This is a genomic window from Telluribacter humicola (assembly GCF_017355935.1).
Lineage (GTDB): Bacteria > Bacteroidota > Bacteroidia > Cytophagales > Spirosomataceae > Telluribacter > Telluribacter humicola.
In genome coordinates this window covers 175,176-197,486 of sequence record NZ_JAFIQT010000007.1, presented here as the reverse complement: position 1 = coordinate 197,486, position 22,311 = coordinate 175,176, and the positions used below count along the sequence as shown (strand labels likewise).

Below are 22,311 nucleotides of genomic sequence, written 5' to 3'. Positions count from 1 at the left end.
GTCAAAAACCCTTCAGTCACAATTAGGTTATGAAGCTGATACATCTGCAACAAGATGATAGCACCAAGTGCATGGCATAGTAAAAACGTATAGTTGATTCCAAGCTGTTAACAATTTATCTAAAAAAATAATGAGAAGACTACCCGTGTACCTACTACTAGACACATCCGGTTCTATGACAGGAGAACCCATAGAAGCTCTAAAAAACGGAGTTCAGGTAATGATTAGCTCCTTACGTCAAAATCCCCAGGCGATCGAAACTGCTTTCATCAGCATTATTACCTTCGATAGTAGTGCCCGCCAGGTAGTGCCACTTACGGATCTGGCTTCTTTCCAAATGGTAGATATCAAAGCGAGTGGCACAACCAGTTTGGGCGAAGCTTTAAAGCTGGTTTCTAACTGCATTGACAATGAAGTAGCGAAAACCACGCAGGAGCAAAAAGGAGATTGGAAACCGCTGGTGTTTATTATGACAGATGGTATTCCGACGGATGATTGGCAATCCGGGCTGGAGGAGTTTAAGAAGCGGAAAACGGCTTATACCGTTGCCTGTGCCGCAGGTAGTGGCGCCGACTCTAACTTACTGAAACAAATTACTGAGAACGTAGTAAGTCTGGACACAGCCGATAGTCAGAGTATTGCCAAGTTTTTCTCCTGGGTATCTGCCTCCATTGGCGTTACCTCAACCAAGGTAGAAGATGCCGGTCAGGAAGTAACCGGGCTAAGCGAATTGCCTCCGCCACCATCAGAACTCAATATTGTAACCTAGTACTCTGACCCTATGCCAGAGATAGGAAATGTGAAAGAGCAGGTAACCGAGTTATTCCGGAAGCACCATGTAGAGGTTCCTCAGGACAGGAAGGACCTGTTTAATGCCTTTATCAGGGATAACAACACGGTCGCTGCAATACAGGCTATCAGTGAACTCGAAAACCTGCTTATGGCTAACTGGAAACAACAGGATAGAATTGCAACCATCAAAGGACAATCCGTCCGTATAACCAATGCCAGCGTTGGGAAACAGTATGAAGCAAAGCTGGACTTCGAACAACTCGGCTGGACAGACCTGGCCCAATGGAAGTTCGAAGGGCTGGAAGAAACAGGACTGACTTTCGAGGAGGAACAGAAACTGATTAGTGGGAAGCCCGCCCTGAGCGGAGAGGTACCACTCAGATTTTTGTTTAAACTGGAAGGGCAGGCAGAGGACGAGCCGTTTAATGAGAAGGTCATCACACTAACCATCAATCCTGATCCTAAAAGTCTGTGGAAAAACCTGGTAAGCGATAAGGACGATCCCTACTGGAAAGAAGATGATATCACGGTGTTTGAACCCCTGGGCGACAAGTACATTCTTGCTTCTTCCAAGCGTGGCCGTTCCCATGCCAATGAAGGTTCGTTCCGGGAAGATGATTTCGCGTTCAAGAGTCTGGAAAATGGCTGGAGCATTGTAGCCGTAAGCGACGGTGCAGGAAGTGCCCGATTTTCGCGCAAGGGCTCGGATATAGCCTGTCGTTCCATAGTTCAGTACTTCACGGAAGAGGATGCCGTCAAAAGCCTGCAGGAATTTGATCAGATCCTGGCGCAGCTTAAAGCGAAAGCAGCCCCCGATAGTCCTGGTAAACTGAATCACTTTGTATACAACACGCTGGGTAAAGCTGCTTTAACCGTCCACAAAAAGCTGGAAGACTTTGCATCAAAAGCCCGTCATTCGCTCAAAGAATTAAGTTGTACCCTGATTTTTACCTTATTCAAAAAGTACGAGTCGGGATATGCTTTTCTTTCTTTTGGCGTTGGGGACTGTCCCATTGCGGTACTTAACAAAGACCTCAGCGAGGTGAAGCTCCTGAACTGGATTGACGTGGGTGAATTTGGTGGAGGTACGCGCTTTATTACCATGCCCGAAATCTTCCGTAACGAAAAGTTTGCTACCCGGTTTAGCTTTAAGGAAATAGAGGATTTTTCCTGCCTCATGCTCATGTCAGACGGAATCTATGATCCAAAATTCGTGGTAGAAGCAAACCTGGAAGATGTGACGAAATGGAAAGAGTTTCTGGAAGACCTGAACGGCAGGAATGATAGTGGAGTGAAGGTGGAACTTGATCCGGGTAATAAAGATATCGTACAGCAGTTCTCTGCCTGGATGGATTTCTGGAGTACCGGAAACCACGATGACCGCACACTGGCCATTGTATTCTGAAAATAAACAGGGAATAATAAACTAGATGATTGATGACGAGCATAAAATCAGTTTCTTCCATTATTCACCCTGGTAAAACCTATCAGTATGCCGATAACGGAGAGCCTATGCGGGGGGGGATGAAGGATGTGTATTTCGCTCCTGATAGATCATACGTAATTGCTTTTTACCGCGACAAGCAGGATTTTAATTCCAAAGAACGCCTGACCAAAATTGTTACCCAGTATTACGATAGCTTTTTTAACCGCGAAGGTGGCGAGTACTATAAGGAGATCTATTGCTGGCCGACTGATGTAGTGCAACTGGGCGCTCAGATCGGACTGGTAGTACCTACTTACCGGAAGAACTTCTTTTTTGCTAAGGGTTATGCAACCAACGAAGGCATCAAAGGCAAGGAGAAACAGGGGCTGTGGTTTGCCTCGGCTAAGTTCAGGAACAAGCAGTTTCCCTTACGGCTGGATGATAGCGAACTGGGCAACTGGTTAAGCTATTTTCAGATTTCTGTTAAGATAGCCAGAGGGGTGAAGCGGCTGCACGCGGCGGGCCTGGCCCATTCGGACCTTTCCTATAAAAATGTACTTGTAGATCCGGTCAACCGGGATGCTACCATTATTGATATTGATGGACTGGTAGTACCCGGTTTGTATCCACCCGATGTGATCGGAACGGCGGATTTTATTGCTCCAGAAGTACTTAGCACCAAACACCTGCCACTACGGGACCCCAACCGGAAGCACGCCAACCGGCTTACTGATTTACACGCGCTGGCCGTCATGATCTACATGTACCTTTTGTATCGTCATCCCCTGAAAGGAGGAAAGATCAATTCTATGGATACAGAAGAGGACGACCTCTTATCGATGGGAAAGAAGGCGCTGTTTATTGAACACCCTACGGACACATCAAACAGACCCAAGCTGAATCAACTTCCAAAGTCGGCCCTGCCGTGGGCAGATGTAAGCAAACTGCCTTACACGCTGACAGGGCCCTACCTGAAAGCGCTTTTTGACCAGGCATTTATTACGGGACTGCATCATCCCGAGCAACGTCCCAACGCGGATATGTGGGAGCAGGCTTTGTTAAAAACGACCGACCTGATGCAGCCCTGCGGCAATACGCTCTGCGATCAGGAGTGGTTTGTATTTGATAACTCATCCGCACCCAAATGTCCGTTTTGCGGCACGCCTATCAAGGGACCTCTGCCTGTCCTTGATCTGTACTATCAGTTTAAAGGTACTGTATGGAAGCCCGAAAATCATCGGCTTATGGTCTACCATAATCAGTACCTGTTTCAGTGGCACGCAAATCGTAATGTAGTCCGTAACGAGCGGTTAACCGCAGAGCAGAAGGTACCGGTAGGGTACTTTACCTGGTTTAACAACAAGTGGGTATTTGTAAACCAGAAGCTGGACTCAATGAAAGATCTTACCGAGGATAAACAAGTACCCATAGGAACCATGGTAGATATTACCGACGGAAAAAAACTGCTACTCTCAAACGAAGAAGGTGGCAGGGTAGTAATGGTAACAATGGCCAATAAACACACATAAAAACGTTCAACCATGAAACTTAGACCAGCAGGAATATTTCTAATACTGGCAATCATAGCTACACTGGCTTATTTTGCCTTCCGAAACTCAGGGAGCACCGTTGCGTCTGATACTTCCGATACATCCTATACCGCTCCGGAACCTCCGGCCTCCCAAACCCGGAGTCCTGAACCGGCTGCCAGTACCGCCGCTTCTGACGAATCCAGGGAGTTTAATTACACCCCCGAGAAACCGCAAAATGGTACCCTGAATGGGGTGGTTGAGCTGGGTGCTACCGGCTTCAACTCTTTTGTAATCAATATGGACAGAGAAAAGCGATGGGAGATTGTTTCCAAGGACTTTGGTGAATCCCTGGCCTACGAGGGATTGGCCACAACGGAGGATATACGGTCCGGTCTGAAGAAGTACATTGGCAGCATGTTTGACAAAGGAGTGGCTAAAAACAATATTCATTTTGTCATCTCATCCGGAGCTCAGAAGGAGCCCAAAACCAAGCTGATCAGTAACGAATTAAAGAAGATGGGGTATGTGGTGAATAACGTAACGGCTGAACAGGAGGCTAATCTGGCCCTACGGGCTACTGTTCCACCCTCTTTTACGGATAACTCATTTATGATCGATATCGGATCGGGTAACACTAAGGTCTCCTGGGAAGAAAATGGTTCTCTACGGAGTCTTGAGCTGCCCGGGGCAAAGTATTACCAGAATAATCAGACAGATCAGGATGTTTATAACCAGGTGAAGGCAGGGTTGAATAAGGTACCGGAAGATAAACGAAACGTAGGGTTTATTATAGGCGGCGTTCCATTCACACTGGCCAACCAGCACCGGAAAGGCAAAGAAAGATACACGGTTCTAAAAGATCCGCAATCCTATAAACCGGAAGACAAGAAAATGGAAGCAGGTTTGAACATCTATAAAGCGATTGCCGATGCTACCAAAACGGATACGTTTGTATTTGACTGGGACGCTAATTTCACGATCGGTTTTCTTTTGAATTTAAAAAAGTAAATAGCCTATGAGTTTCCTGAAGCAGTTATTAACTCCTTTTGTAGAGTTTGAGGAGGATAAAAACAAACAGGCCCCAAAGAAGGGTACTCCCCAGAAGAGTACCCCTCCTCCGGCTGCTCCTGCGCAGGAAGACGTTAATGCCACCCATCCTTTGATTGAAGCGGGGAAGGCCGCTGCTTTACCTACTCCACCCACTTCTGCTCAGCAGCAGGTTCCTCAGCCGGCCCATACTATGCCATTTGCGGAACACGTAGCCTATTTCAATCAATTGATCGACAAAGCGAATAGGGAGAATCCTGCCTTTCACGGTCCCGATTTCAAGGAGTTCGTCGATACAAAGGTAGATATTGATGATATTGTAGACGAAAAGTTAAAATATACAACTGCTTTCAATATCCTCAAGAACGCGGGTTTAACCAGAGACCATCTCATATCCACCGCTCAGGAATATCTGAATGTTATCGGTCGTGATCTGAATGCTTTTCAGACGGCTCATGCGCGTCAGTACAAAGCAGACTTGCAGCAAAAGGAACTTGATCTGCAGAAAAAAGCGGAGGAATTACAGGTACTTACTCAGCGATTGGCCGCTCTAAAAACAGAAATTAATCAGCTAAGTCAGGAGATAGGCACGAAGAAAGATAACCTTAACCTGGTGAGGAGTTCTTTCCTACTTGCAGGAGAACACAAACAAAAGGAGATTCAGCAGGAGATTGAGAAGATATCCAGGTATTTTGGCGCTTAAGCCTTGTTAGAAGTGTCCACTACTAGTACCATTCTTGCACTACTATTAGATACAAAGGTGCTTACCACGGCCATAACTATTTCAGGTCGATTTGTTATCGAAACTTAGATTGGAAGTGACTTTACCATTATCTCGTCCTGTTTGTTCTATAAACCCGTAGTTTTGCCGCATCTGGTTTCGTAGTCTTATCTAAGAAGATCTGTACAACACTCCCAACTGGGTACAGCTTCTAGCCGTAGCGGCAAGTCCAGTTTAGGCTATGCACAGAAACGGATGTATTCTAAAACACTTGCACTAGAACTCATGTACTGGTGCAGGATTTGCCTTTTAGTCAGGGCCTAACTAATGAAATTAAGTAGCGTTTAACTCCCGAACATGAAGAATTTCCCTATTCGTCGCCGAGCGCACTTGCCTGCTCTCTAACGTCTCCACAGCTACGGTATCGCCATTCAAAGCAAAGAACTCTACTTCGTAGCCTTCCCCCTCATTATATATCTCAACCACTACGCCAACATCCCCCTTTCTTAACTCGGTACCGGGTATGTCCTCTGTCAGAATAACTCTTTCGAACTCTTTTATCATAACGGTAATGGATAAGCGGTTATCAATTTCGGTTCTGTCGAAGTAGGGGTCAATATCCATACAGGCAGATAACCGCTAATTTTGGTATCATCTACAAGGGCGTTTTCTCGATTTGGCATATGAATAGACGAAATGTAGGCCAGTCGCAGGTAAAAAACAAATGAGCTTGCTGTATTGGTGTCCTTGCATCTTGCATAAAGTAAAGGTCTCTTGTCCTTATTTTAGTTAATACTACTATTCCACAATCCCTCTTATGGATCCTACCTCCGATAATAGTTATTTATTTCAAACAGTTCAGCCTGGCATGTTGTCCCTAAGTCAGTGGCACTGAATCTACGATATAGTCCTTACTATATCGTATGAGGGTCGTTTTAACAGGACTAAGGTCGGAAGTAGCAGAAAGCCGGATTTAGCCAAAACGTCTTTTGTTCTAGGCAAAACAGAATACCTTACTAATTGTATACCTGGATAATGAATCAACTACCCTCACCCAGGTAGTTGATTCGCCCTTTCCCACACATCATCATACAGCTCGGGATGCCGCTTGAACTGGGCATGTACGTACGGACACATAGGGATGACTTTCAGCGAGTGCTCACGGGCGTACGCTACCATAGTGGTCAGTAGTTGGTGGGCTAGTCCTTTGCCTTCTGCTTTGGGGGAGATTTCGGTATGGTATACCGTCAGGTACCTTGATGATATACCTAGTACCATTTCGCCTAGTAGTTCTTCGCCATCCTGGATGACAAATGAGCCGCGACGCTTTCCCGTTAGGATGAGTTGTACTTCTTCCATGTTAGTTCTTTTTTATAAGATTTAGAGTGGCGAGTGGTCCACCGGGAAAAGTTTGCATTTTTCCTCCGGAGGCCAGATTACCCAGATCAATGCCGGCGAAGCCTGTTTTGGTAAGTAGCTCTTGTAAGGTATGCTTAGCTTCGCTGTCATTACCTGAATAAAAAATAACCCGACTACCGCCAACTTCACGCGGATCGGCCTGTAAAATGGCTACGGGCAGGGTATTAAATGCCTTGACCAGTTTGGCACCCGGCAGTAGTTCCGCGACTACCTCACTGGAGGTTTTGCCGCCAAGGTCGGCGGGCTTGAAGCCGGGCAGGATAGCGTTGGTTGGGTCGATGACAACACGACCTGCCAGGGAGGGCAAAGTACCTGCGACCTCGGCTAACTTGTTCCAGGGGACCGACAAAAACAGGACGTCGGCTCCGGCGGCTTCCGCCGTCGTAACGGCACGGGTGTTGCCACCTAGTTGTTGGGCCACAGCCTGCAATGATTCGGGGCCACGGCTGTTGCTGATGAGTACTTCGTAACCTGCCCTGGCTACGTGACTGGCGAAGGCCTGGCCAATGCCGCCAGTACCAATGATACCTATTTTCATGATAATTATGTGGTAATGGGAGTTGATTATTTGTTAAGATTCACCTTGCTATTCATGATCCAGAACTAGCCTTACAAACCATCAGTAAGGCTAGTTCTGGCTGCCATCAGCGTGCAGCTACACTACTCGATGATGGTAGTTCTTTGTACTCGATCCGACCGTACTTGCCGTTGAAAAAGTCCTGGTAGGCCTGGGCTATTTCCTGTAAGTTGTTCATCACAAATGGTCCTTGCGCTACGATAGGCTCGGTATAAGGCTCCCCGCCAAAGACGATTACATCAGTGGGTGAAATGGTCGTATTGCTCAGCGTAATGGTACCTTCCTCTTCCCCAAAGACAACTAGTTCGCTCTTGCCGTGCTTACTACCATTGACTACTACCTCCTCATTAGGAATAAAAATAGCGTATTCCAGTCCTGCTTTGGTATCCAGCGTGTAGGTAGACTTGGCATTGAGCCGTACATGGTAGATAAACTGCCGGCTGTACGTTATGACGGGTGAAGTCACGTCGCCATAGGTACCAATGACCACCCTGAGTACACCCGCCTCGTCGGGCAGCAGGAGTTCAGGTATATCGGTAGGCTGCAGGGCCAGGTAATCAGGCGCTTCGGCTTTGTTTTTGGCTGGCAAGTTGATCCAGAATTGCAGAGCATGTAGGACGCCCCCCTGTTTCTGAAATTCAGGACTAGGGTTTTCATCGTGTATTACTCCGTTTCCGGCTTTCATCCATTGCGCTCCACCCCCTTCTACGATGCCGTGATGACCACTGCTGTCATAGTGCTCCATAGAGCCGCTAAACAGGTAAGTAAAGGTGGTAATACCGCGGTGCGGATGGGCAAATTCGCCCGATGGCGCCTGCGGTGTCTGAGGTTTCTGTTCGGAAGGGTACAGGTGATCCAGAAATACAAAGGGACCTACGGCATCTACGTACCGATTGGGAAGTAAGCGGTTGACCAGCAGTTCGCCTACTCTTGAATTTTTGCCGCTATAACTGGCTGCGATTGACTTTTCCATGGTTGTATTGCGTTTAGGATGAATAGTTCTACATCGTTTTGACAATACAAAGTTCGCATGGATGAGGGCTGTTTTCCGTTGACCTGTGACGGAAAAACTTCTTGACAAATGTCAATAGAAAAGGTACATGAACAGCTATTGTCGGAGGGACTTATGGCGCACCCGGCTCAGGGTCTCGGGCGAAATACCTAAGTACGAAGCGAGCATATGTTGCGGAAAACGCTGCAGAAACTCAGGATGTACCTGCTTTAACTCGGCGTAGCGCTCCTCGGCGGTATAACCAATGGAGGCGTGCAGGCGTTTTTGGGTAGCGATGAAGTTACGCTGATCCAGTTCACGAACCATTTGGGCAATAGCCGGAACTGTGCTGATCAACTCCTGCAGCTGGGCATTGGTAATGAGCAACATTTCAGCTTCTTCCAGTACATCGATATTGTACCTGGATGGAGTAAGCATGACGAAGCTCTCCCGGTCGCCAATCCACCAGTTTTCTACCGCGAAGTGTACAATATGCTCAACCCCCTTATCATCAACGCTATATTGCCGCAGGGCTCCTTTCAGCACAAACGCAAAGTACTTACACACCTCACCTTCCTGTAGCAGGTACTGTTTTCTGCGCAGCTTCTTTGGTGTAAAAGCACGGGAAATCAGTTCAAAGTCCGCGTCGGAAAGGGGAGAGGAGGTGTAGTGTTCGATATAGGTACGTAATGCTTGCATAGCCGGGCTATTTATCATTGTGTTGGGCAAAGGTGCATATGCTACCAGCTTACTATACAAGTATAGCATTGCTTAATGCCCCGAATATACATCAAAGGCAAAATAATTATACAGAGAATTATATAGGGGGTAGTGGGGTGGTGGCACGACCTTTTGGGCTTTCAGGACTCAAAAAAACAAGAGGACTATGGCAAGAGAAATGAGAGCGGCGAGTTATAGTGAATTCGGCGGACGCGATAAGGTAACAGTAGGTACTATGGAACTCCCCGAGCTGAAAGAGGGAGAGGTACTGGTCAAAATAAAAGCCGCCGGGGTGAATCCGGTAGATACCGTAATCCGGGAAGGGTACTATAAAGATATGATGCCGCATCTGATGCCGGTGATACCGGGATGGGATATGGCCGGTGTCGTGGAGGAGCGGGGGCACGCCGCCAGACGCTTTGAGGTAGGGGATGAGGTATATGGTTACGCCCGCCGCCCCGAAGTAAAGTGGGGTACTTTTGCGGAGTATATCGTAATACCCGAAAGCTACCTTGCTCTAAGGCCCCGGACTCTCAGTTGGGAAGAAACGGCCGGTATACCTCTGGCGGGACTGACAGCTTACCAGTCGCTGTACGTGGCCGGTAACCTGCAGGCGGGGCAAAGCGTACTGATTATCGGTGCCTCCGGTGGTGTAGGTAGTTTTGGTATCCAACTGGCCAAAGCCAGGGGAGCCGAGGTACTAGGAGTAGCCAGCGAAAGGAACCACGCCTACATGCGGGAGATCGGTGCCGACCATACTATTGACTATAAAGATCAGCACATCGGAGAGGCCGCTAAGAAGATCTATCCGGAGGGTGTGGACCTGATTTTTGACTGTACCAGCGGCGAAAGCCTGCAGCAAAGCCTGGTGGCCCTAAAACCCGGAGGTACATTGGTGTCTATTCTGAACCAGGGGCAGGACCTGGACCCAAGTATAAATTTCAGATTTGTATTTGTAGAGCCCCATGCCACTCAACTCTATGCCCTGCGCGAACTGGCCGAGGCCGGAAAGCTAAAAGTACACGTAAGTAAGACGTACTCCCTGGATGAGGCGCCCGAAGCCTTAGAGCAGGTGTATACCCTGCACACGACCGGTAAGATGGTAGTGGTACCTTAAATAGAGTTTGCGAACTATACACTTAGATGTATGAATCCAGGTATCGGATATAGAGTAGTTTGATTCGCAAAGAGGCGCTCCCGGGAGCGCCTCTTTGCGGTAGGTTAGGTTAAGAATAGTAGGGATATATAGCTTTATTAGCTCAAAGTCTTGACGTAGTAGTACTTCCTGGTAAGCGCTTCAAAAGGCTCGGCAGTATTGATCTTCTCCTTCTTACCGTACTTGCTCTTTTGTACGCTGTACTGGCGGATGGTGGCTATCGTGTTCATGGCTAGCAGGAGTTTAAGTGTACATAGGTTAGATACTATTTCCGGACTAAGGTTTAATCCGCTGGATATATTTTTGATAGATTTATTGGAGCTGGCTTCCGTAATAGTACTCTCTATGCGTTAGTCGTCAGTATCCTGCGATCCACTAACTAGTAAATGAAATATTTTCTTCCTTATACTTGTATGTGCAAGTATAAGGGCATTCCTTTGTGCTATGCAAGCACCAAACAAAATAGAGACACCCTACTTTGACCGGATCAACCCGCAGTATTGTATCAACGCTAAACTACGCAGGCTGCACCGTATGCTGAATGCCGCCTACGAAAGTAAGTTCAAGCCGTTTGGATTGCAGGGAAGTATGGTATCTATTCTTTTTATCATCGGGAAGAGACGGAATGTCAATCAGAAGGCCATAGCGAATATGCTGGTACTGGACCAGTCGACCATGAGCCGGGACCTGAAAAAGCTGGTAGAAAAGGGGTGGGTGCAGGTGACAAAGGCAAAGGACCCGCGGCACTCGGAGCTGTCATTAACCCGGGAAGGCTATGAACTCCTGGAAACCATAGCACCCATCTGGGAGAAGCTGCATACAACGGTGGAGGGGATATTGGGTAAGTACAACATTCAGCAACTGGACCTGATTACGGAGGCGATCAAGTCTAACCTGGATGATATAAAAGAGTAGTCTATTTTTTTAGCTATATACTTGCATATACATGTTTAACTTTATCTATTAGCCCTATGTTACAGAACCTGCCCCTGTTTATTCCGGTCGTGTTTGCGTTGACTACGCTAGTCACCCTGGTCTTCTTTCTGTCAGCTGTACGGAAGAGTGGAGTATCGGCGTCTGCCTTTAGTTATATTACTGCCGGTCTGCTGGTCTGGCTGGCGATCAAGGCGGCTCTGGCTTTCACGGATTTCTTTAAAGATACTACCGCGGTACCTCCTAGACTTATTTTTGCGGTAGGTCCTCCCTTGTTGACTATCCTACTGCTTTTTGTGACCAGGAGGGGTAGGTCATTTGTAGACCAGTTGCCGCTATCTGCCCTGACGTATACTAACTTCGTACGGGTACCCGTCGAGCTGGTACTGTACTGGTTGTTCCTGCACAAGACCATTCCGGAGCTGATGACTTTTACCGGACGCAATTTTGACATACTGGTAGGTATTACGGCGCCCCTAGTTGCCTACCTGGGACTAACCAATCAATACCTATCCAAACGGATAGTAATGGTATGGAATGTGCTGTCGCTGGGGCTGCTCCTGAACATCGTCTTTCATGGTATTCTGTCGGCGACTACTCCCTTCCAGCAGTTTGCTTTTGATCAACCCAATATAGCTTTGCTCCATTTTCCTTTCATATGGCTCCCGACGTTCATCGTGCCGGTAGCGCTGCTTACGCATCTGGTATCGATCCGGCAATTGATTAAAGCCACTGCTAGCCCTACCGTATCTAACAAAACAGCTATAAAAGCAGGATTGATTAGTTAAGCTTCTTTAACCAGGCCTAGTTATCGATATCTATAAAAGATTCCTTCAAAGAGCCATGTTCGTCAGAGCGTGGCTCTTTTTAATTATTGACTGATAGATTTTAACTAATCTAACTTTTTTCTAATCTGCTTTTAAGCCCCTTTTAATCCCGGTGTCTGATCATTGTATTCTGGATACAATACCTGCTTTAGTGCACGATGCTTCTGTCAGGTACTAGATTCACTATGTCCTCAATATTCCTCTACCTACACTCAGACATTATATGACACCGATCAGTGTTGTGATCATTACCTGTAACGAGGCGCAGGCACTGCCTCAGACTTTACGCTCGGTAGCCTGGGCTAATGAGATAATCGTGGTAGATTCGGGTAGTACCGATGCTACCGTTCAACTAGCCGCTGAGATGGGTGCTCGCGTCTACAACCGTCCGTTTGATGGGTATGGCAATCAGAAAAGATACGCCGTAGGACTGGCTTCGCATGATTGGGTCCTGTCGATTGATGCGGATGAAGTAGTATCGCCGGAACTGGCGGAGGAGATTCAGCACACCATGCAGCAGGGACCGTGCTGCCAGGGGTATAAGTTCCCGATCTCGCTGGTGTATCAGGGGCGGCTACTCCGGTACTCGGGTGAATACAACAAGCGTTTTCTAAGGCTGTTTGACCGCCGGGCTGGTAACTATACGATGGATGACGTACACGAAAAGGTAGTGGTAGCGGGTAAGGTAGGTACACTCGATAATCGAATATACCATTATAGCTTTGAGAATATTGCGGATCATTTTCTGAAGATAGACCGCTACACGACGATCTCCGCCCATGCCATGCAGCATAGAGGAAAGCAGTCTTCCCGGATGAAGGCTATTTTCCGCTTTCCCCTCACTTTCCTGCGAATCTATATTTTGCGATTAGGGATACTGGATGGCTACGCGGGTTTCCTCTGGGCCTTTTATACCTCCGTATATACCCTCACCAAGTACACCAAGCTGGTGGAGCTTCAGGAAAAGAAATCAGTCACTACCACCCAGCCCAGCTATGTTCTGGAAACGCTCGTCGCCCAGTAGGGTACGGGTACTTATGTACCACAAGTTTAGTGAGGGGCGATCCGACTACCTGACGGTCACTACCAGCCAGTTCAGGAGGCACCTGGGCGTACTGGCAGAGGCGGGCTATCACTTCATTACGCTGCAGGACTGGCTGTACCACATCTACCAGGGACTGGCGTTACCACCCCGGCCGGTACTACTGACCTTTGATGATGCCTACGTCAGTAACCTCACACTGGCTTATCCGCTCCTGAAAGAGTTTGGAGCCAGAGCAACCTTATTTGTGCCTACGGCCTACGTAGGAAGCTCATCAGGCTGGGATGAGCAAGCGGAGGAGCTGCTCTCGGTGGAACAACTAGGGCGGTTGAATCCGGAGGTATTTGAGCTGGCGCTGCATACGCACCGGCACCTGAACTACCGTAATACATCGCCCGATGACATGGCCACTGACCTTAGAGCCTGTGTTGATTTCTTTGTTGAGCACAGACTCACTTTTGTAAAGGCATTGGCCTATCCGTATGGAGGCCGACCTGCCGATCCGGGTCATTATGAGCAGATGCTTCGGGTATTTCGGGAGAACAATATTCAGGCGGCCTTCCGGATTGGCAACCGGATTAATGCATCTACTCCCAGGAATATCTACGACATCAATCGAATAGATATACGAGGTACTGATTCCCTGTTCACATTCAGGAGAAAAGTAGCCTTTGGGCGCCTGTTTTAGCCCGTCTTATAACAGTATATTCTGATAGACCTTTTAACTATTAATGCTTTTATATGAGCACTATTTTTGACACCGCAGAAGACCTTTTCAAACGTAAAGTACTCCGTAAGGACCGCGACCGTTGGAACCACCAGTACGCCAAAGGGCAATGGACTACCCTGGGCGATATCAAAGAGCTGGCGCGCTTCAGCGTCATAGCCGGATATGCACAGTACTTAAAGCCCAACGGCCGTATCCTGGAGATAGGGGCGGGTGAAGGCTACCTGCAGCAACGGTTCGATAAGACCAGATATAGCCTGTACTACTCGACGGATGTGTCGGATGTAGCCATAGAAATGGGTAAGAAAAACGAAGACGAGAAGACCAGGTACCTGGTAGCTGATATGAATACCTATGAGCCTGATACTACCTTCGACTGTATCATCATTAACGAAGCCATCTACTACGCCCGTTCGGTGGAGGCCGTACTGGACCGGTTTAACCCCTACCTGGCAGAAGGGGGGATCTTCATCGTCAGTATTAATGGTGACGAGCGCAACGCCAACTGGCACCGCATGATGGACGAATGTACCTATCCGAAAATAGACGGTACGACGGTCATAGCTACCCGCAATACCTTTAATATCACTGTGCTGGGTAAGAAGTAGTAAAGATATATGTATGTAAAATAAATTGTTGAATATAAGGTAGTTATAGTTTTAAATCGTACTGATATAATGGCAAAATCTGCAATTATATCAGTACGATTTTTGTTATATATACAGACAGATAAAAGAGAAAGATAGCTATGAAAAAGACGATAGAATTAGATAGATCACAATTATTTACAACGGCATGGGCAGTACGACCTGACTGTTCCAGCTTCTCAGAAGCTCTTAGTAAAGCCTGGGCTTCGTACAAGTTGCGCACAGCCATGAATGAGGGTATTGTAGCCTTCCTGTACAAGAAGAAAGACGGATCGTTTCGTCCGGCGGCGGGTACCTTACAGCTTGAACTGTTGTCGGCCCAGTATACACCCAAGACCGAGCGCGAAACCCAGCCTACCGTATTGACCTACTTTGACGCGCAGCGGATGGACTGGCGCTCATGCAAAGTAGCCAACTTGTTGCTGGCTGCTTAATTAAGAAGATATACCTACTAAAAAGCCTCCCTTCTAGCAGAGGGGAGGCTTTTTTTACTACTAAATCCCAAAATCCGGCATGCCACCGGAAATTAAAGCGTTTGGTTAGCGTACAGCCAGCGATTGCAGCAAAGTCTTCTGATTGAGCTTGGCTAGTTGCTGAGCTGAGGCTACGTAGGTTTGCAGGGCCTTGTCCAGTTTGCGTCTCGTAACACGCTTACGGATATCCAGGCTCTTATCTTTTATAGTTTCTTCGTATACGAGCTGGTCCTGATTTTGGTAAATACGGAAGGTTGACGATACCGCATCGGTTTTGCTTACTTCCACCACCCAGTGGTAGTTACCGGTAGCAGGTTGAGACTGGGCCTGGCTCTTGGTGGTGCCGAACCCAACGATCAGGCTCAGGCAAATCAGTGTTCTGAATAAATTTTTCATGGCTAAGATGTTTTGTTTGAATTGATGGCAAAGCTACTATACATCTATACGTCCTGCTTGAGAAATAGACGATACAACTCTATGAGTAGCTATTCGTCTACGTATAGGCTACGAAAGCTGTTGGTCGCCCAAAAAAGTCTATTTGTCGATAAAGTAACTACAGGAGTACAGGGAGCGTCAGATAGTTGTATTTTTGAATAAAAAAAGGCGCATCATGATCGAGACGCTCATCTTTTCGAACCAGCGGAAGTATGTCCTGACCCGGCACGGACTGTTCTGGCTTTGCTGGCTGCTTTTCTTCACGTACATCTACGCCCAGAAGTTTGTCATCATTGATCCGGTACTAGCCTACGTCAGTTCCTTCTGGGAGGCGTTCATCTATATGCCTATCCATATCGGCATGGGCTATACGCTAATCTATATTATTATCCCTAAGTACCTCTTACAGTCCCGCTACCTGCAGGCCGTGTTGCTGATTGTCGTAAGTATTTTGGTAGCCGCGATAGTATCACACTTCTTTACGTTATGGTTTGTGGCTCCCCTTCGTGCAAGCATGGGATTGCCCAGCCCGATATCAAGCATGTTTTACGGACTGATGGCGGGGCTACGGGGTACCAACACTACTACCGGATTTACGGGTACCATCAAGCTGTTGAAGTTCTGGTACCAGAAGAAAGTCGAAAACGAAACGCTGAAGCGTGAGAAACTGGCAGCTGAGCTAAATATCCTGAAAGGGCAGCTGCATCCCCACTTTCTGTTCAATACGCTCAATAACCTGTACGGCCACATCGTAAGCGGATCAGAGCACAGTGGCGATATAGTACTAAGACTATCCGGACTACTACGCTACATGCTGTACGAGTGCAGCGCCGAGAAGGTATCATTACAAAAAGAAGTACAAATGCTGGAAACCTACGTAGAGCTGGAGAAGCTCCGCTACGGGGATCGGCTGGACGTATCAATCCGGATGCAGGGAGTACAGGATACCCACCAGATCGCGCCCCTGATCCTGCTGCCCTTCGTCGAAAATGCCTTCAAGCACGGTACCAGTCAGATGCTGGACCAGGCGTGGATCTCAATTTCGCTGGATGTTTCGGATCACTTCCTTACCTTTAAAGTAATCAATCCGGTAAGTACCGAAAGTACCAACAAGATAGAGTCGGGGATAGGGCTGGCCAATGTGCGCAAACGGCTAGAAATGCTGTATCCTAACCGGCATCAGATCAAGGTAAGCGACCAGGAAGAGACGTTTGTAGCCTACCTGAAGCTTACCCTGGACGAAGTACCTGTAGTACCTACCCACCTACCCAAATCTGATAGTAGTTATGAGCTTGCCTGAGCCGATCCGATGCCTGATTGTGGATGATGAACCACCCGCCCTGGAGGTACTTAAGACCTACCTGCGGGCCGTGCCTTCACTAAGGCTGGTAGGGGAGTGTTCCAATGCGCTGGATGCCTACCACCAGTTACAGCAGCAGAGCGTCGACCTCCTGTTTCTGGATATACAGATGCCCCAACTCCGGGGTACTGACCTGATGCGTTCGCTCAAGAATCCGCCGAAGGTGATATTTACCACGGCTTTTAGTGAGTACGCTATCGAAGGCTTTGAGCTTAGCGCGGTAGACTACCTGCTTAAGCCTTTCTCGTTTGACCGGTTTCTGAAAGCCGTTGATAAGCTCCACGTCAGCCATGAGGTACCGGTAACGGTGCACCCGGCTACCAAAGCACCGGAGACCAGTAGCCGCTCCGAATTCCTGTACTTCCGGGTAGATCGTAAGATGGTCAAGGTGTACCTGGACGATATCTGCTACGTCGAAAGCCTCAAAGACTACGTACGTATCGTCGCCACCGACGGACAACTTGTTACCAAGCAGCCCATCTCAGCCGTGGAAGAAATGCTCCCTGAGCGCTCATTCCGGCGTATCCACCGTAGTTTTTTGGTGTCGCTGGATAAGGTTACCAGCTTTACCTCCACCCACGTAGAGCTGGGTAAAAAAGAATTACCCATCGGAAAGCTGTACAAGCACGAAGTCGAAAAGGCGCTGATGAGGTAGGGGGTATTTGATTGGGCCGGTATATTGCAGACACGGTGTTATGAGGAGCATTTAGTTATCCAATAACCTCCTATGATAATTTACCTGACCTAGGTGATAGGTTAGGTGCGTAGCCAGATGCACCAAGAAATATTCAGTAGAAGTCTTTTTATCAAATACCAGGATAGGGTACTCATTCGCCAAATTGCTTTCATCCAGGCTATCCAGTGATTTGTTAACTACCTCAATGGTGTTATCAATTTGGCTGAGCAATTCTTCCCGGGAAATATCTTTTAAGGAAAACTCCAGCTCTCTGTGTCTTACATAGCCCGTTTTCCCGATTTCCTTTCCTATATACGTATTGAGGTTGCCTACTAAATGCAGGCAAAGGTTGCCAGCTGAGTTAGCAATAGCTCCTTCCACCTTCCATAGGTTTTCTTCCTCCTTATACAGTTCTACTTCGGTTCGTAACCTGTTTAAGTCTCTCGTAAACAGCATTTTTAAAGTCTCTATCAACATCTATATTATTCCTTAATTAGATACTCAGTTTCAGTTATAGTTCTCTTGTAGAATGATGTACTATGTGCGAACTAAGGAAAAGCAAGAAATGCTACTTGTAGTTCACCCAGCTTTTTGTAGCCGGCCGCATTCATATGGATAGGGTCATTGTAATACAGATGCTTGTTATAGATATTATAGCCGCCTAAGGTGAACTGATCAAGAACTGGTATTCCATGAAGCTCACAGATTTTCTTTTGCATGTCAACGTACCGGTTCATCCCTTGTGCAAAGAATGGATCATATCCGCCTCTGTCATTAAAGGCTTTGCTGGATGTAAAAAAGTAGATAACAGCACGAGGGTTAATCTCGTAAATCTTTTTTAAACAGTAGTTTATTCCTCCTGCCTGGGTAGTTAGTTTTCCCTTGTCATACCCGTCGAACTCTGTATAATCGGTATAGTTTCCAACTTCTCTATGATTGGTGTAGTCGTTCGTTGAAGCCCAAAGGATATAAATGTCGAACACACCGGCTCCATCCACTTGTTGCTGAAGAGACTTTCCCTGCAATGAAGAAAAACCGGCACCACCCACTCCATAATTAGTGATAGTCATTCCTAAGCGTTCCTTCCACATACGTTTGGCGGTATCGCTTGCCGGGATTACAGAAACAGAGCCACCAAAAACAGCTACTGACTTTCCATAATTTAGAGATCCTTTAAGAGGTAGGGACTCAACACCACTTTGTGAGTAGACGCTAGTTGCAAGTAATAGAAGAAAAAGGAGCAAATAGCTTATTCTGCCTTTTGTAACGATATCTGAGTTTTGCTGCTTCTGCATGTATTTACTTATGAGGAGTTGGGAAAAATAGCTACCCATCGGCAAGTTCTATAAGAACGAGGTTGAAAAGGTGCTAATGTGAAAGGGCAGGTGCTTAGAAGTTAGATTTTACAAACAAGCGGTGACTTTCAAGGGTGTTATTTAATTCGCCCAACATCCGACAGCTTGCTGCAGTAGCGGCATTCTGTGTTCGTTAGCTTAAATTTAGTGCTTAGTTCAATATAGTTCAAGGTGCTGAACCTATATTCGTCAAGCCGCTATTGCAGCAAGCTGCTGTTAGCCGAATTTAGTTCCACTTACTTCGTAAATTTTGCCATTCTTTCCAGAATGTTTCATAACCTTTTCGGTCAAATTCGTCTGAGGGCAAAGTCTTCGATCTACTGTCGTTATAGAACTTTTGCACCTGGTCTGCAAAGGACAACACCGTTCTTTGATATTCTGCCGCATCAACTAATGCCAACTCTCCAGTGTCTGCAATATGTCGTACCTGATTGCTCTCATGTTGGACTGTCCAATCAAAACCACTGGGGCATCCGCAAATGTCCACAGAATTACCATCATCATCTGCAATCAAGAAAAAGCCACAACATGGAACAAGTTGGCTGGCAAAATCTCCAGGCTTGTAATCTCTCTCAAGGGTACGTAAAAGATTGAGGGCTGCTGCACTCAAAGTCCAGCCGTCTCCATCCTTGTCGCTAACAACGATTTTGTCGGCAATTCTCACATAAATGCTGCCATGAGCGCATAAGTCTGTAGGGTCGTCTACATGCTGTATCCAATTGAGGTGAAGGATTCTTATGTCAAATTCCTTTTCGTGCATCCGGCAATTCAGTTTCAGCTAACTCGTAAATAGACGAAAGTTTTATGCGTCAATTCAAATTTTATACTTAATGAAAAGAATTCCAAATGGCTTAACTACCAAAATTTAAATATCTGTATATCAGTAAGGTAAGTAGAGAAATGTACCAAGGCGGGCTTTAGAAATACAAAAAATGTATTGCGCATTTTGTATTGATGCTTAATCTAAACAATACAAAATGCGCACATCAGGTAGCCCCACTCCCGGTTCAATCTTGGCATTCCTGGTCGATGTTCCTTCTGTATGTGGTTACTCTCTTTTGAGAGTTGATTGCAGTACCTTGCCCCCAACCACATAAAGCTAAACCACAACTACCTACCCGACAAAGACGGCGGGGCATCCTCAGGCTTAGCGCCCCACTGGGTATTAGGCTGCTTACCCATGCGTAGTACCAGGGTACCTCCCTGTTGGATTTCCTGATGCGTCAGGTAGGTGCGGGTGAATGGCTTGCCATTCAACGTAGCCGACTGGATGTACGGAGCCTGCTCAGATACCCCCTGCGCCCGGATCGTAAACTTCTTTCCATTATCCAGATTGAATTGGACCTCTTCCAGCAACGGACTGCCCAGTACATAGTTGGGGCTACCCGGACAAACCGGATACAGGCCCGCCATACTGAAAGCCAGCCAGGCTGACATTTGCCCGCCATCTTCGTTGCCGCTGAGGCCACCGGGCGTAGTAGAGTACTCTTCCCGGGCAATCTTGCTCACCCACCGCTGCGTTTTCCAGGGCTGCCCGGCGTAGGCGTACAGGTAGGCGATCTGGTGGTTGGGCTCATTGCCGTGCCAGTAGTGGCCCTGCTCAAACAGGGTATCCAGCTTGCTCAGGAAACGCTCCTTCCCACCCATGATCCGGCTGAGACCGGCTACATCGTGCGGTACAAACCAGGTATACTGAGCCGGGGAGCCTTCGGTGATAAAGGAGGCTCGCTTGGCAAACGGATCAAAAGAGGCGATCCAGCGGCCGTCGGCGTGGCGGCCCCGGGCATAGCCGGTCGCGGGGTCTATTACGTGTTGGTAGTTGAGAGCGCGCCTCTGTAGCTGTGCAGCATCGTCTTTGTGCCCCAGGCCCTGTGCCAGTACCGACAGACAGTAGTCGTCGTAGGCGTACTCCAGCGTGCGCGATACCTGCTCCTGCTTGTGAAAGGCCTCCTTCACCGGATCTTCCAGCGGTACGTACCCATACTGCAGATACGAGGCTAAGGCGCGGCGGCCCTGCCCTGCTATGTAGCTTTTGGGGTCAGCATTAGCCACAAAGGCATTTTTGCGCAGGTATGTATAGGCTTTCTCTACGTCGAAGTCACGAACGCCTTTTACGTAGGCATCAGCCATTACCGACAGTACATGGTCGCCGATCATGGCGGCGGTATACTGGTTCCAGCAGGGGAATATCGGCATCCAGCCGCCCTGCTCAGCCTTCATCGTGAGTGACTGCATCATGTGTGCGGTCTTACCAGGATCGAGTAGGGTATGCAGGGGAAGCGAGGCCCGGAAGGTATCCCACAGGCTGAAATCACAGTAGTAGTCAAAGCCATTGGCTGTCATGATGGATGTGCCTCCCGCAAACGAAGGGTAGTTGCCATTCACATCCGAGAACAGCCGCGGGGACATCTTAGTCCGGTATAAGGTACTGTAGAAAAGCGTCTTATCTTCCTCCGAGCCTTTCACCGCCATTTTACCCAATGACTGATTCCAGGTATTTTCATTCGTCTTGCGTATGGCCTCAAGGCTCTGGTTGCCGATCTCGGCTTCCAGGTTACGACGCGCTCCTTCTATGCTGGTGAATGAGGTACCAATACGAGCCGTAACGACCTGCTTCTTCGATCCGAAACCTACGTAAGCACCTACGCCTTCACGCTGGCCACGTCCCTGCGCGGTGGCGGTATTGGCCTGAATAGCATCTTTGGTCCAGGTACCGTACTGTGTGATAGGCCGGTCAAACCGGATCACGAAGTACCCGCTGAACCCGGCTGGCTGTCCCGATCCCTGATAGATACGGTGAACGGGATTGTAGCCTACTATCTCACCTTTCTCGGGGAACACCTGTATAAAACCTTCTCCCTCGTCACTGTTTGGCTCCACCAGTACGTAAGCTTCTCCGTCCCTCTCAAAGGTAAACCGCATCAGGCCCGAGCGGGAGGTACCGGTAAGTTCAGCCGTGATGGCGTAGTCGTCGAGACGGGCTTTGTAGTAAGACGGACTGGCTACTTCGGTCTCGTGCCGGTAGGCCGAGGCACGCTCATCGGGCTTCACTTTGAGGCTACCCGACAGGGGCATCAGCGTCACACTGCCATAGTCCTGCACGCAGGAGCCGTTGAGCCAGTGGGTACCCCGAAAGCCATGCATGCGGGTATCGGTATAGTAGTAGGGGGCTATGCACTTGGTCTCGCTGGCGCGGGTCTGCGGAGTCCACTGCGTCATCGCGTAGGGCACACCCACCGAGGGCAGCGTCTGGCCTTTCAACTCACTGCTGGCTTCGCTGTGCTGACGGGCACTCTCGGTGTTAGCCGGGGCGGTACCAATCAGGGTATTGACGTACGAAACGGGAGTTCTTTGAGCTATAGAAACGAGGCTATGGGAAACCAGGAGCAGACTGGTTATGGCTACGGAAAGCTTCATCAGGAGTTATTCATTGATTAAGTACTAACCCAAAGACT

Annotated in this window: 25 protein-coding genes; 14 read left to right on the top strand and 11 right to left on the bottom strand. The window is 48.0% G+C overall.

Annotated features, from left to right (window positions below):
* The first annotated feature begins 130 nt into the window (after positions 1-130).
* From JUB14_RS23435 to JUB14_RS23415, 5 genes are read left to right on the top strand one after another with little or no spacing between them, the layout of a single operon-like run.
* Positions 131-769 carry a vWA domain-containing protein gene (locus tag JUB14_RS23435; protein WP_207509287.1) on the top strand — a complete coding sequence of 213 codons (639 nt, stop codon included), beginning with the start codon at positions 131-133 and terminating at the stop codon, positions 767-769.
* Positions 770-781: 12 nt separating this feature from the next.
* Complete coding sequence (locus tag JUB14_RS23430) at positions 782-2,197, top strand: PP2C family serine/threonine-protein phosphatase (RefSeq protein ID WP_207509286.1); 1,416 nt, start codon at positions 782-784, stop codon at positions 2,195-2,197.
* Between the two features lie 32 nt (positions 2,198-2,229).
* A complete protein-coding gene (locus JUB14_RS23425) occupies positions 2,230-3,747 on the top strand; it encodes a helix-hairpin-helix domain-containing protein (RefSeq protein WP_207509285.1) in 1,518 nt (505 codons plus the stop codon).
* Positions 3,748-3,759: 12 nt separating this feature from the next.
* The gene (locus JUB14_RS23420) at positions 3,760-4,758 is read left to right on the top strand and encodes a hypothetical protein (RefSeq protein WP_207509284.1); all 999 of its coding nucleotides are present in this window, start codon (positions 3,760-3,762) and stop codon (positions 4,756-4,758) included.
* Positions 4,759-4,765: 7 nt separating this feature from the next.
* Positions 4,766-5,500, top strand: a complete 735-nt coding sequence (locus JUB14_RS23415; RefSeq protein WP_207509283.1) for a hypothetical protein — start codon at positions 4,766-4,768, stop codon at positions 5,498-5,500.
* A gap of 351 nt (positions 5,501-5,851) precedes the next feature.
* Here JUB14_RS23415 and JUB14_RS23410 read toward each other — a convergent pair whose 3' ends face one another.
* The 5 genes from JUB14_RS23410 to JUB14_RS23390 all read right to left on the bottom strand — a co-directional run bounded on the left by JUB14_RS23410 (position 5,852) and on the right by JUB14_RS23390 (position 9,204).
* Positions 5,852-6,142 carry a DUF4926 domain-containing protein gene (locus tag JUB14_RS23410; protein WP_229368185.1) on the bottom strand — a complete coding sequence of 97 codons (291 nt, stop codon included), beginning with the start codon at positions 6,140-6,142 and terminating at the stop codon, positions 5,852-5,854.
* Between the two features lie 426 nt (positions 6,143-6,568).
* Positions 6,569-6,877, bottom strand: coding sequence for a GNAT family N-acetyltransferase (locus tag JUB14_RS23405; protein ID WP_207509282.1), 309 nt, complete (start codon positions 6,875-6,877; stop codon positions 6,569-6,571).
* A gap of 1 nt (position 6,878) precedes the next feature.
* The gene (locus JUB14_RS23400; protein ID WP_207509281.1) at positions 6,879-7,475 is read right to left on the bottom strand and encodes an NADPH-dependent F420 reductase; all 597 of its coding nucleotides are present in this window, start codon (positions 7,473-7,475) and stop codon (positions 6,879-6,881) included.
* Between the two features lie 106 nt (positions 7,476-7,581).
* Positions 7,582-8,487: a pirin family protein gene (locus tag JUB14_RS23395; protein WP_207509280.1), complete on the bottom strand. Its 906-nt coding sequence runs from the start codon at positions 8,485-8,487 to the stop codon at positions 7,582-7,584.
* A gap of 135 nt (positions 8,488-8,622) precedes the next feature.
* Positions 8,623-9,204: a Crp/Fnr family transcriptional regulator gene (locus tag JUB14_RS23390; RefSeq protein WP_207509279.1), complete on the bottom strand. Its 582-nt coding sequence runs from the start codon at positions 9,202-9,204 to the stop codon at positions 8,623-8,625.
* 187 nt (positions 9,205-9,391) lie between these two features.
* Between JUB14_RS23390 and JUB14_RS23385 the strand changes: the two genes are divergently transcribed.
* Positions 9,392-10,342, top strand: a complete 951-nt coding sequence (locus JUB14_RS23385; protein WP_207509278.1) for an NADP-dependent oxidoreductase — start codon at positions 9,392-9,394, stop codon at positions 10,340-10,342.
* Between the two features lie 137 nt (positions 10,343-10,479).
* Here the strand turns inward: JUB14_RS23385 and JUB14_RS27940 are convergent, their stop codons facing one another.
* Positions 10,480-10,611 (bottom strand): hypothetical protein, encoded by a 132-nt coding sequence (locus JUB14_RS27940; RefSeq protein WP_262897632.1) that lies wholly within the window; start codon positions 10,609-10,611, stop codon positions 10,480-10,482.
* 214 nt (positions 10,612-10,825) lie between these two features.
* On the opposite strand from JUB14_RS27940, the gene JUB14_RS23380 reads away from it, so the two are divergent.
* The 6 genes from JUB14_RS23380 to JUB14_RS23355 all read left to right on the top strand — a co-directional run bounded on the left by JUB14_RS23380 (position 10,826) and on the right by JUB14_RS23355 (position 14,991).
* On the top strand, positions 10,826-11,296 hold the full coding sequence (locus JUB14_RS23380) for a MarR family winged helix-turn-helix transcriptional regulator (protein ID WP_207509277.1): 471 nt from the start codon (positions 10,826-10,828) through the stop codon (positions 11,294-11,296).
* Positions 11,297-11,352: 56 nt separating this feature from the next.
* Complete coding sequence (locus tag JUB14_RS23375; RefSeq protein ID WP_207509276.1) at positions 11,353-12,102, top strand: DUF8737 domain-containing protein; 750 nt, start codon at positions 11,353-11,355, stop codon at positions 12,100-12,102.
* A gap of 262 nt (positions 12,103-12,364) precedes the next feature.
* A complete protein-coding gene (locus tag JUB14_RS23370; protein WP_207509275.1) occupies positions 12,365-13,165 on the top strand; it encodes a glycosyltransferase family 2 protein in 801 nt (266 codons plus the stop codon).
* Entirely contained in the window at positions 13,137-13,871 is a 735-nt protein-coding gene (locus tag JUB14_RS23365) for a polysaccharide deacetylase family protein (RefSeq protein WP_207509274.1), read from the top strand. The genes JUB14_RS23370 and JUB14_RS23365 overlap by 29 nt, the downstream gene beginning before the upstream one ends.
* 53 nt (positions 13,872-13,924) lie before the next feature.
* A complete protein-coding gene (locus JUB14_RS23360; protein ID WP_207509273.1) occupies positions 13,925-14,518 on the top strand; it encodes a class I SAM-dependent methyltransferase in 594 nt (197 codons plus the stop codon).
* 140 nt (positions 14,519-14,658) lie between these two features.
* Positions 14,659-14,991 (top strand): SH3 beta-barrel fold-containing protein, encoded by a 333-nt coding sequence (locus JUB14_RS23355; RefSeq protein WP_207509272.1) that lies wholly within the window; start codon positions 14,659-14,661, stop codon positions 14,989-14,991.
* 105 nt (positions 14,992-15,096) lie between these two features.
* Here the strand turns inward: JUB14_RS23355 and JUB14_RS23350 are convergent, their stop codons facing one another.
* Positions 15,097-15,426, bottom strand: a complete 330-nt coding sequence (locus tag JUB14_RS23350; RefSeq protein ID WP_207509271.1) for a hypothetical protein — start codon at positions 15,424-15,426, stop codon at positions 15,097-15,099.
* A 193-nt stretch (positions 15,427-15,619) separates the two neighbouring features.
* On the opposite strand from JUB14_RS23350, the gene JUB14_RS23345 reads away from it, so the two are divergent.
* Positions 15,620-16,765 (top strand): sensor histidine kinase, encoded by a 1,146-nt coding sequence (locus tag JUB14_RS23345; protein WP_207509270.1) that lies wholly within the window; start codon positions 15,620-15,622, stop codon positions 16,763-16,765.
* The gene (locus JUB14_RS23340; protein ID WP_207509269.1) at positions 16,752-17,480 is read left to right on the top strand and encodes a LytR/AlgR family response regulator transcription factor; all 729 of its coding nucleotides are present in this window, start codon (positions 16,752-16,754) and stop codon (positions 17,478-17,480) included. Before JUB14_RS23345 ends, JUB14_RS23340 begins: the two co-directional genes overlap by 14 nt.
* 51 nt (positions 17,481-17,531) lie before the next feature.
* Here the strand turns inward: JUB14_RS23340 and JUB14_RS23335 are convergent, their stop codons facing one another.
* The 4 genes from JUB14_RS23335 to JUB14_RS23320 all read right to left on the bottom strand — a co-directional run bounded on the left by JUB14_RS23335 (position 17,532) and on the right by JUB14_RS23320 (position 22,273).
* Positions 17,532-17,957: a DinB family protein gene (locus tag JUB14_RS23335; protein ID WP_310586192.1), complete on the bottom strand. Its 426-nt coding sequence runs from the start codon at positions 17,955-17,957 to the stop codon at positions 17,532-17,534.
* A 92-nt stretch (positions 17,958-18,049) separates the two neighbouring features.
* Positions 18,050-18,796: an SGNH/GDSL hydrolase family protein gene (locus JUB14_RS23330; protein WP_207509267.1), complete on the bottom strand. Its 747-nt coding sequence runs from the start codon at positions 18,794-18,796 to the stop codon at positions 18,050-18,052.
* Positions 18,797-19,082: 286 nt separating this feature from the next.
* Positions 19,083-19,616: a hypothetical protein gene (locus JUB14_RS23325; RefSeq protein WP_207509266.1), complete on the bottom strand. Its 534-nt coding sequence runs from the start codon at positions 19,614-19,616 to the stop codon at positions 19,083-19,085.
* A 350-nt stretch (positions 19,617-19,966) separates the two neighbouring features.
* Positions 19,967-22,273, bottom strand: coding sequence for a GH92 family glycosyl hydrolase (locus JUB14_RS23320; RefSeq protein WP_207509265.1), 2,307 nt, complete (start codon positions 22,271-22,273; stop codon positions 19,967-19,969).
* Positions 22,274-22,311 lie beyond the last annotated feature (38 nt).

Bases quoted from the DNA above. Each gene is read 5' to 3' on its own strand.
- JUB14_RS23405 (WP_207509282.1), bottom strand. From the start codon at position 6,877: ATGGAAGAAGTACAACTCATCCTAACGGGAAAGCGTCGCGGCTCATTT.
- JUB14_RS23335 (WP_310586192.1), bottom strand. From the start codon at position 17,957: ATGCTGTTTACGAGAGACTTAAACAGGTTACGAACCGAAGTAGAACTG.
- JUB14_RS23410 (WP_229368185.1), bottom strand. From the start codon at position 6,142: ATGGATATTGACCCCTACTTCGACAGAACCGAAATTGATAACCGCTTA.
- JUB14_RS23420 (WP_207509284.1), top strand. From the start codon at position 3,760: ATGAAACTTAGACCAGCAGGAATATTTCTAATACTGGCAATCATAGCT.
- JUB14_RS23380 (WP_207509277.1), top strand. From the start codon at position 10,826: ATGCAAGCACCAAACAAAATAGAGACACCCTACTTTGACCGGATCAAC.
- JUB14_RS23355 (WP_207509272.1), top strand. From the start codon at position 14,659: ATGAAAAAGACGATAGAATTAGATAGATCACAATTATTTACAACGGCA.
- JUB14_RS23415 (WP_207509283.1), top strand. From the start codon at position 4,766: ATGAGTTTCCTGAAGCAGTTATTAACTCCTTTTGTAGAGTTTGAGGAG.
- JUB14_RS23395 (WP_207509280.1), bottom strand. From the start codon at position 8,487: ATGGAAAAGTCAATCGCAGCCAGTTATAGCGGCAAAAATTCAAGAGTA.
- JUB14_RS23340 (WP_207509269.1), top strand. From the start codon at position 16,752: ATGAGCTTGCCTGAGCCGATCCGATGCCTGATTGTGGATGATGAACCA.
- JUB14_RS23375 (WP_207509276.1), top strand. From the start codon at position 11,353: ATGTTACAGAACCTGCCCCTGTTTATTCCGGTCGTGTTTGCGTTGACT.
- JUB14_RS23360 (WP_207509273.1), top strand. From the start codon at position 13,925: ATGAGCACTATTTTTGACACCGCAGAAGACCTTTTCAAACGTAAAGTA.
- JUB14_RS23390 (WP_207509279.1), bottom strand. From the start codon at position 9,204: ATGCAAGCATTACGTACCTATATCGAACACTACACCTCCTCTCCCCTT.
- JUB14_RS23430 (WP_207509286.1), top strand. From the start codon at position 782: ATGCCAGAGATAGGAAATGTGAAAGAGCAGGTAACCGAGTTATTCCGG.
- JUB14_RS27940 (WP_262897632.1), bottom strand. From the start codon at position 10,611: ATGAACACGATAGCCACCATCCGCCAGTACAGCGTACAAAAGAGCAAG.
- JUB14_RS23330 (WP_207509267.1), bottom strand. From the start codon at position 18,796: ATGCAGAAGCAGCAAAACTCAGATATCGTTACAAAAGGCAGAATAAGC.
- JUB14_RS23435 (WP_207509287.1), top strand. From the start codon at position 131: ATGAGAAGACTACCCGTGTACCTACTACTAGACACATCCGGTTCTATG.
- JUB14_RS23425 (WP_207509285.1), top strand. From the start codon at position 2,230: ATGACGAGCATAAAATCAGTTTCTTCCATTATTCACCCTGGTAAAACC.
- JUB14_RS23350 (WP_207509271.1), bottom strand. From the start codon at position 15,426: ATGAAAAATTTATTCAGAACACTGATTTGCCTGAGCCTGATCGTTGGG.
- JUB14_RS23325 (WP_207509266.1), bottom strand. From the start codon at position 19,616: ATGCACGAAAAGGAATTTGACATAAGAATCCTTCACCTCAATTGGATA.
- JUB14_RS23400 (WP_207509281.1), bottom strand. From the start codon at position 7,475: ATGAAAATAGGTATCATTGGTACTGGCGGCATTGGCCAGGCCTTCGCC.
- JUB14_RS23385 (WP_207509278.1), top strand. From the start codon at position 9,392: ATGGCAAGAGAAATGAGAGCGGCGAGTTATAGTGAATTCGGCGGACGC.
- JUB14_RS23320 (WP_207509265.1), bottom strand. From the start codon at position 22,273: ATGAAGCTTTCCGTAGCCATAACCAGTCTGCTCCTGGTTTCCCATAGC.
- JUB14_RS23365 (WP_207509274.1), top strand. From the start codon at position 13,137: ATGTTCTGGAAACGCTCGTCGCCCAGTAGGGTACGGGTACTTATGTAC.
- JUB14_RS23370 (WP_207509275.1), top strand. From the start codon at position 12,365: ATGACACCGATCAGTGTTGTGATCATTACCTGTAACGAGGCGCAGGCA.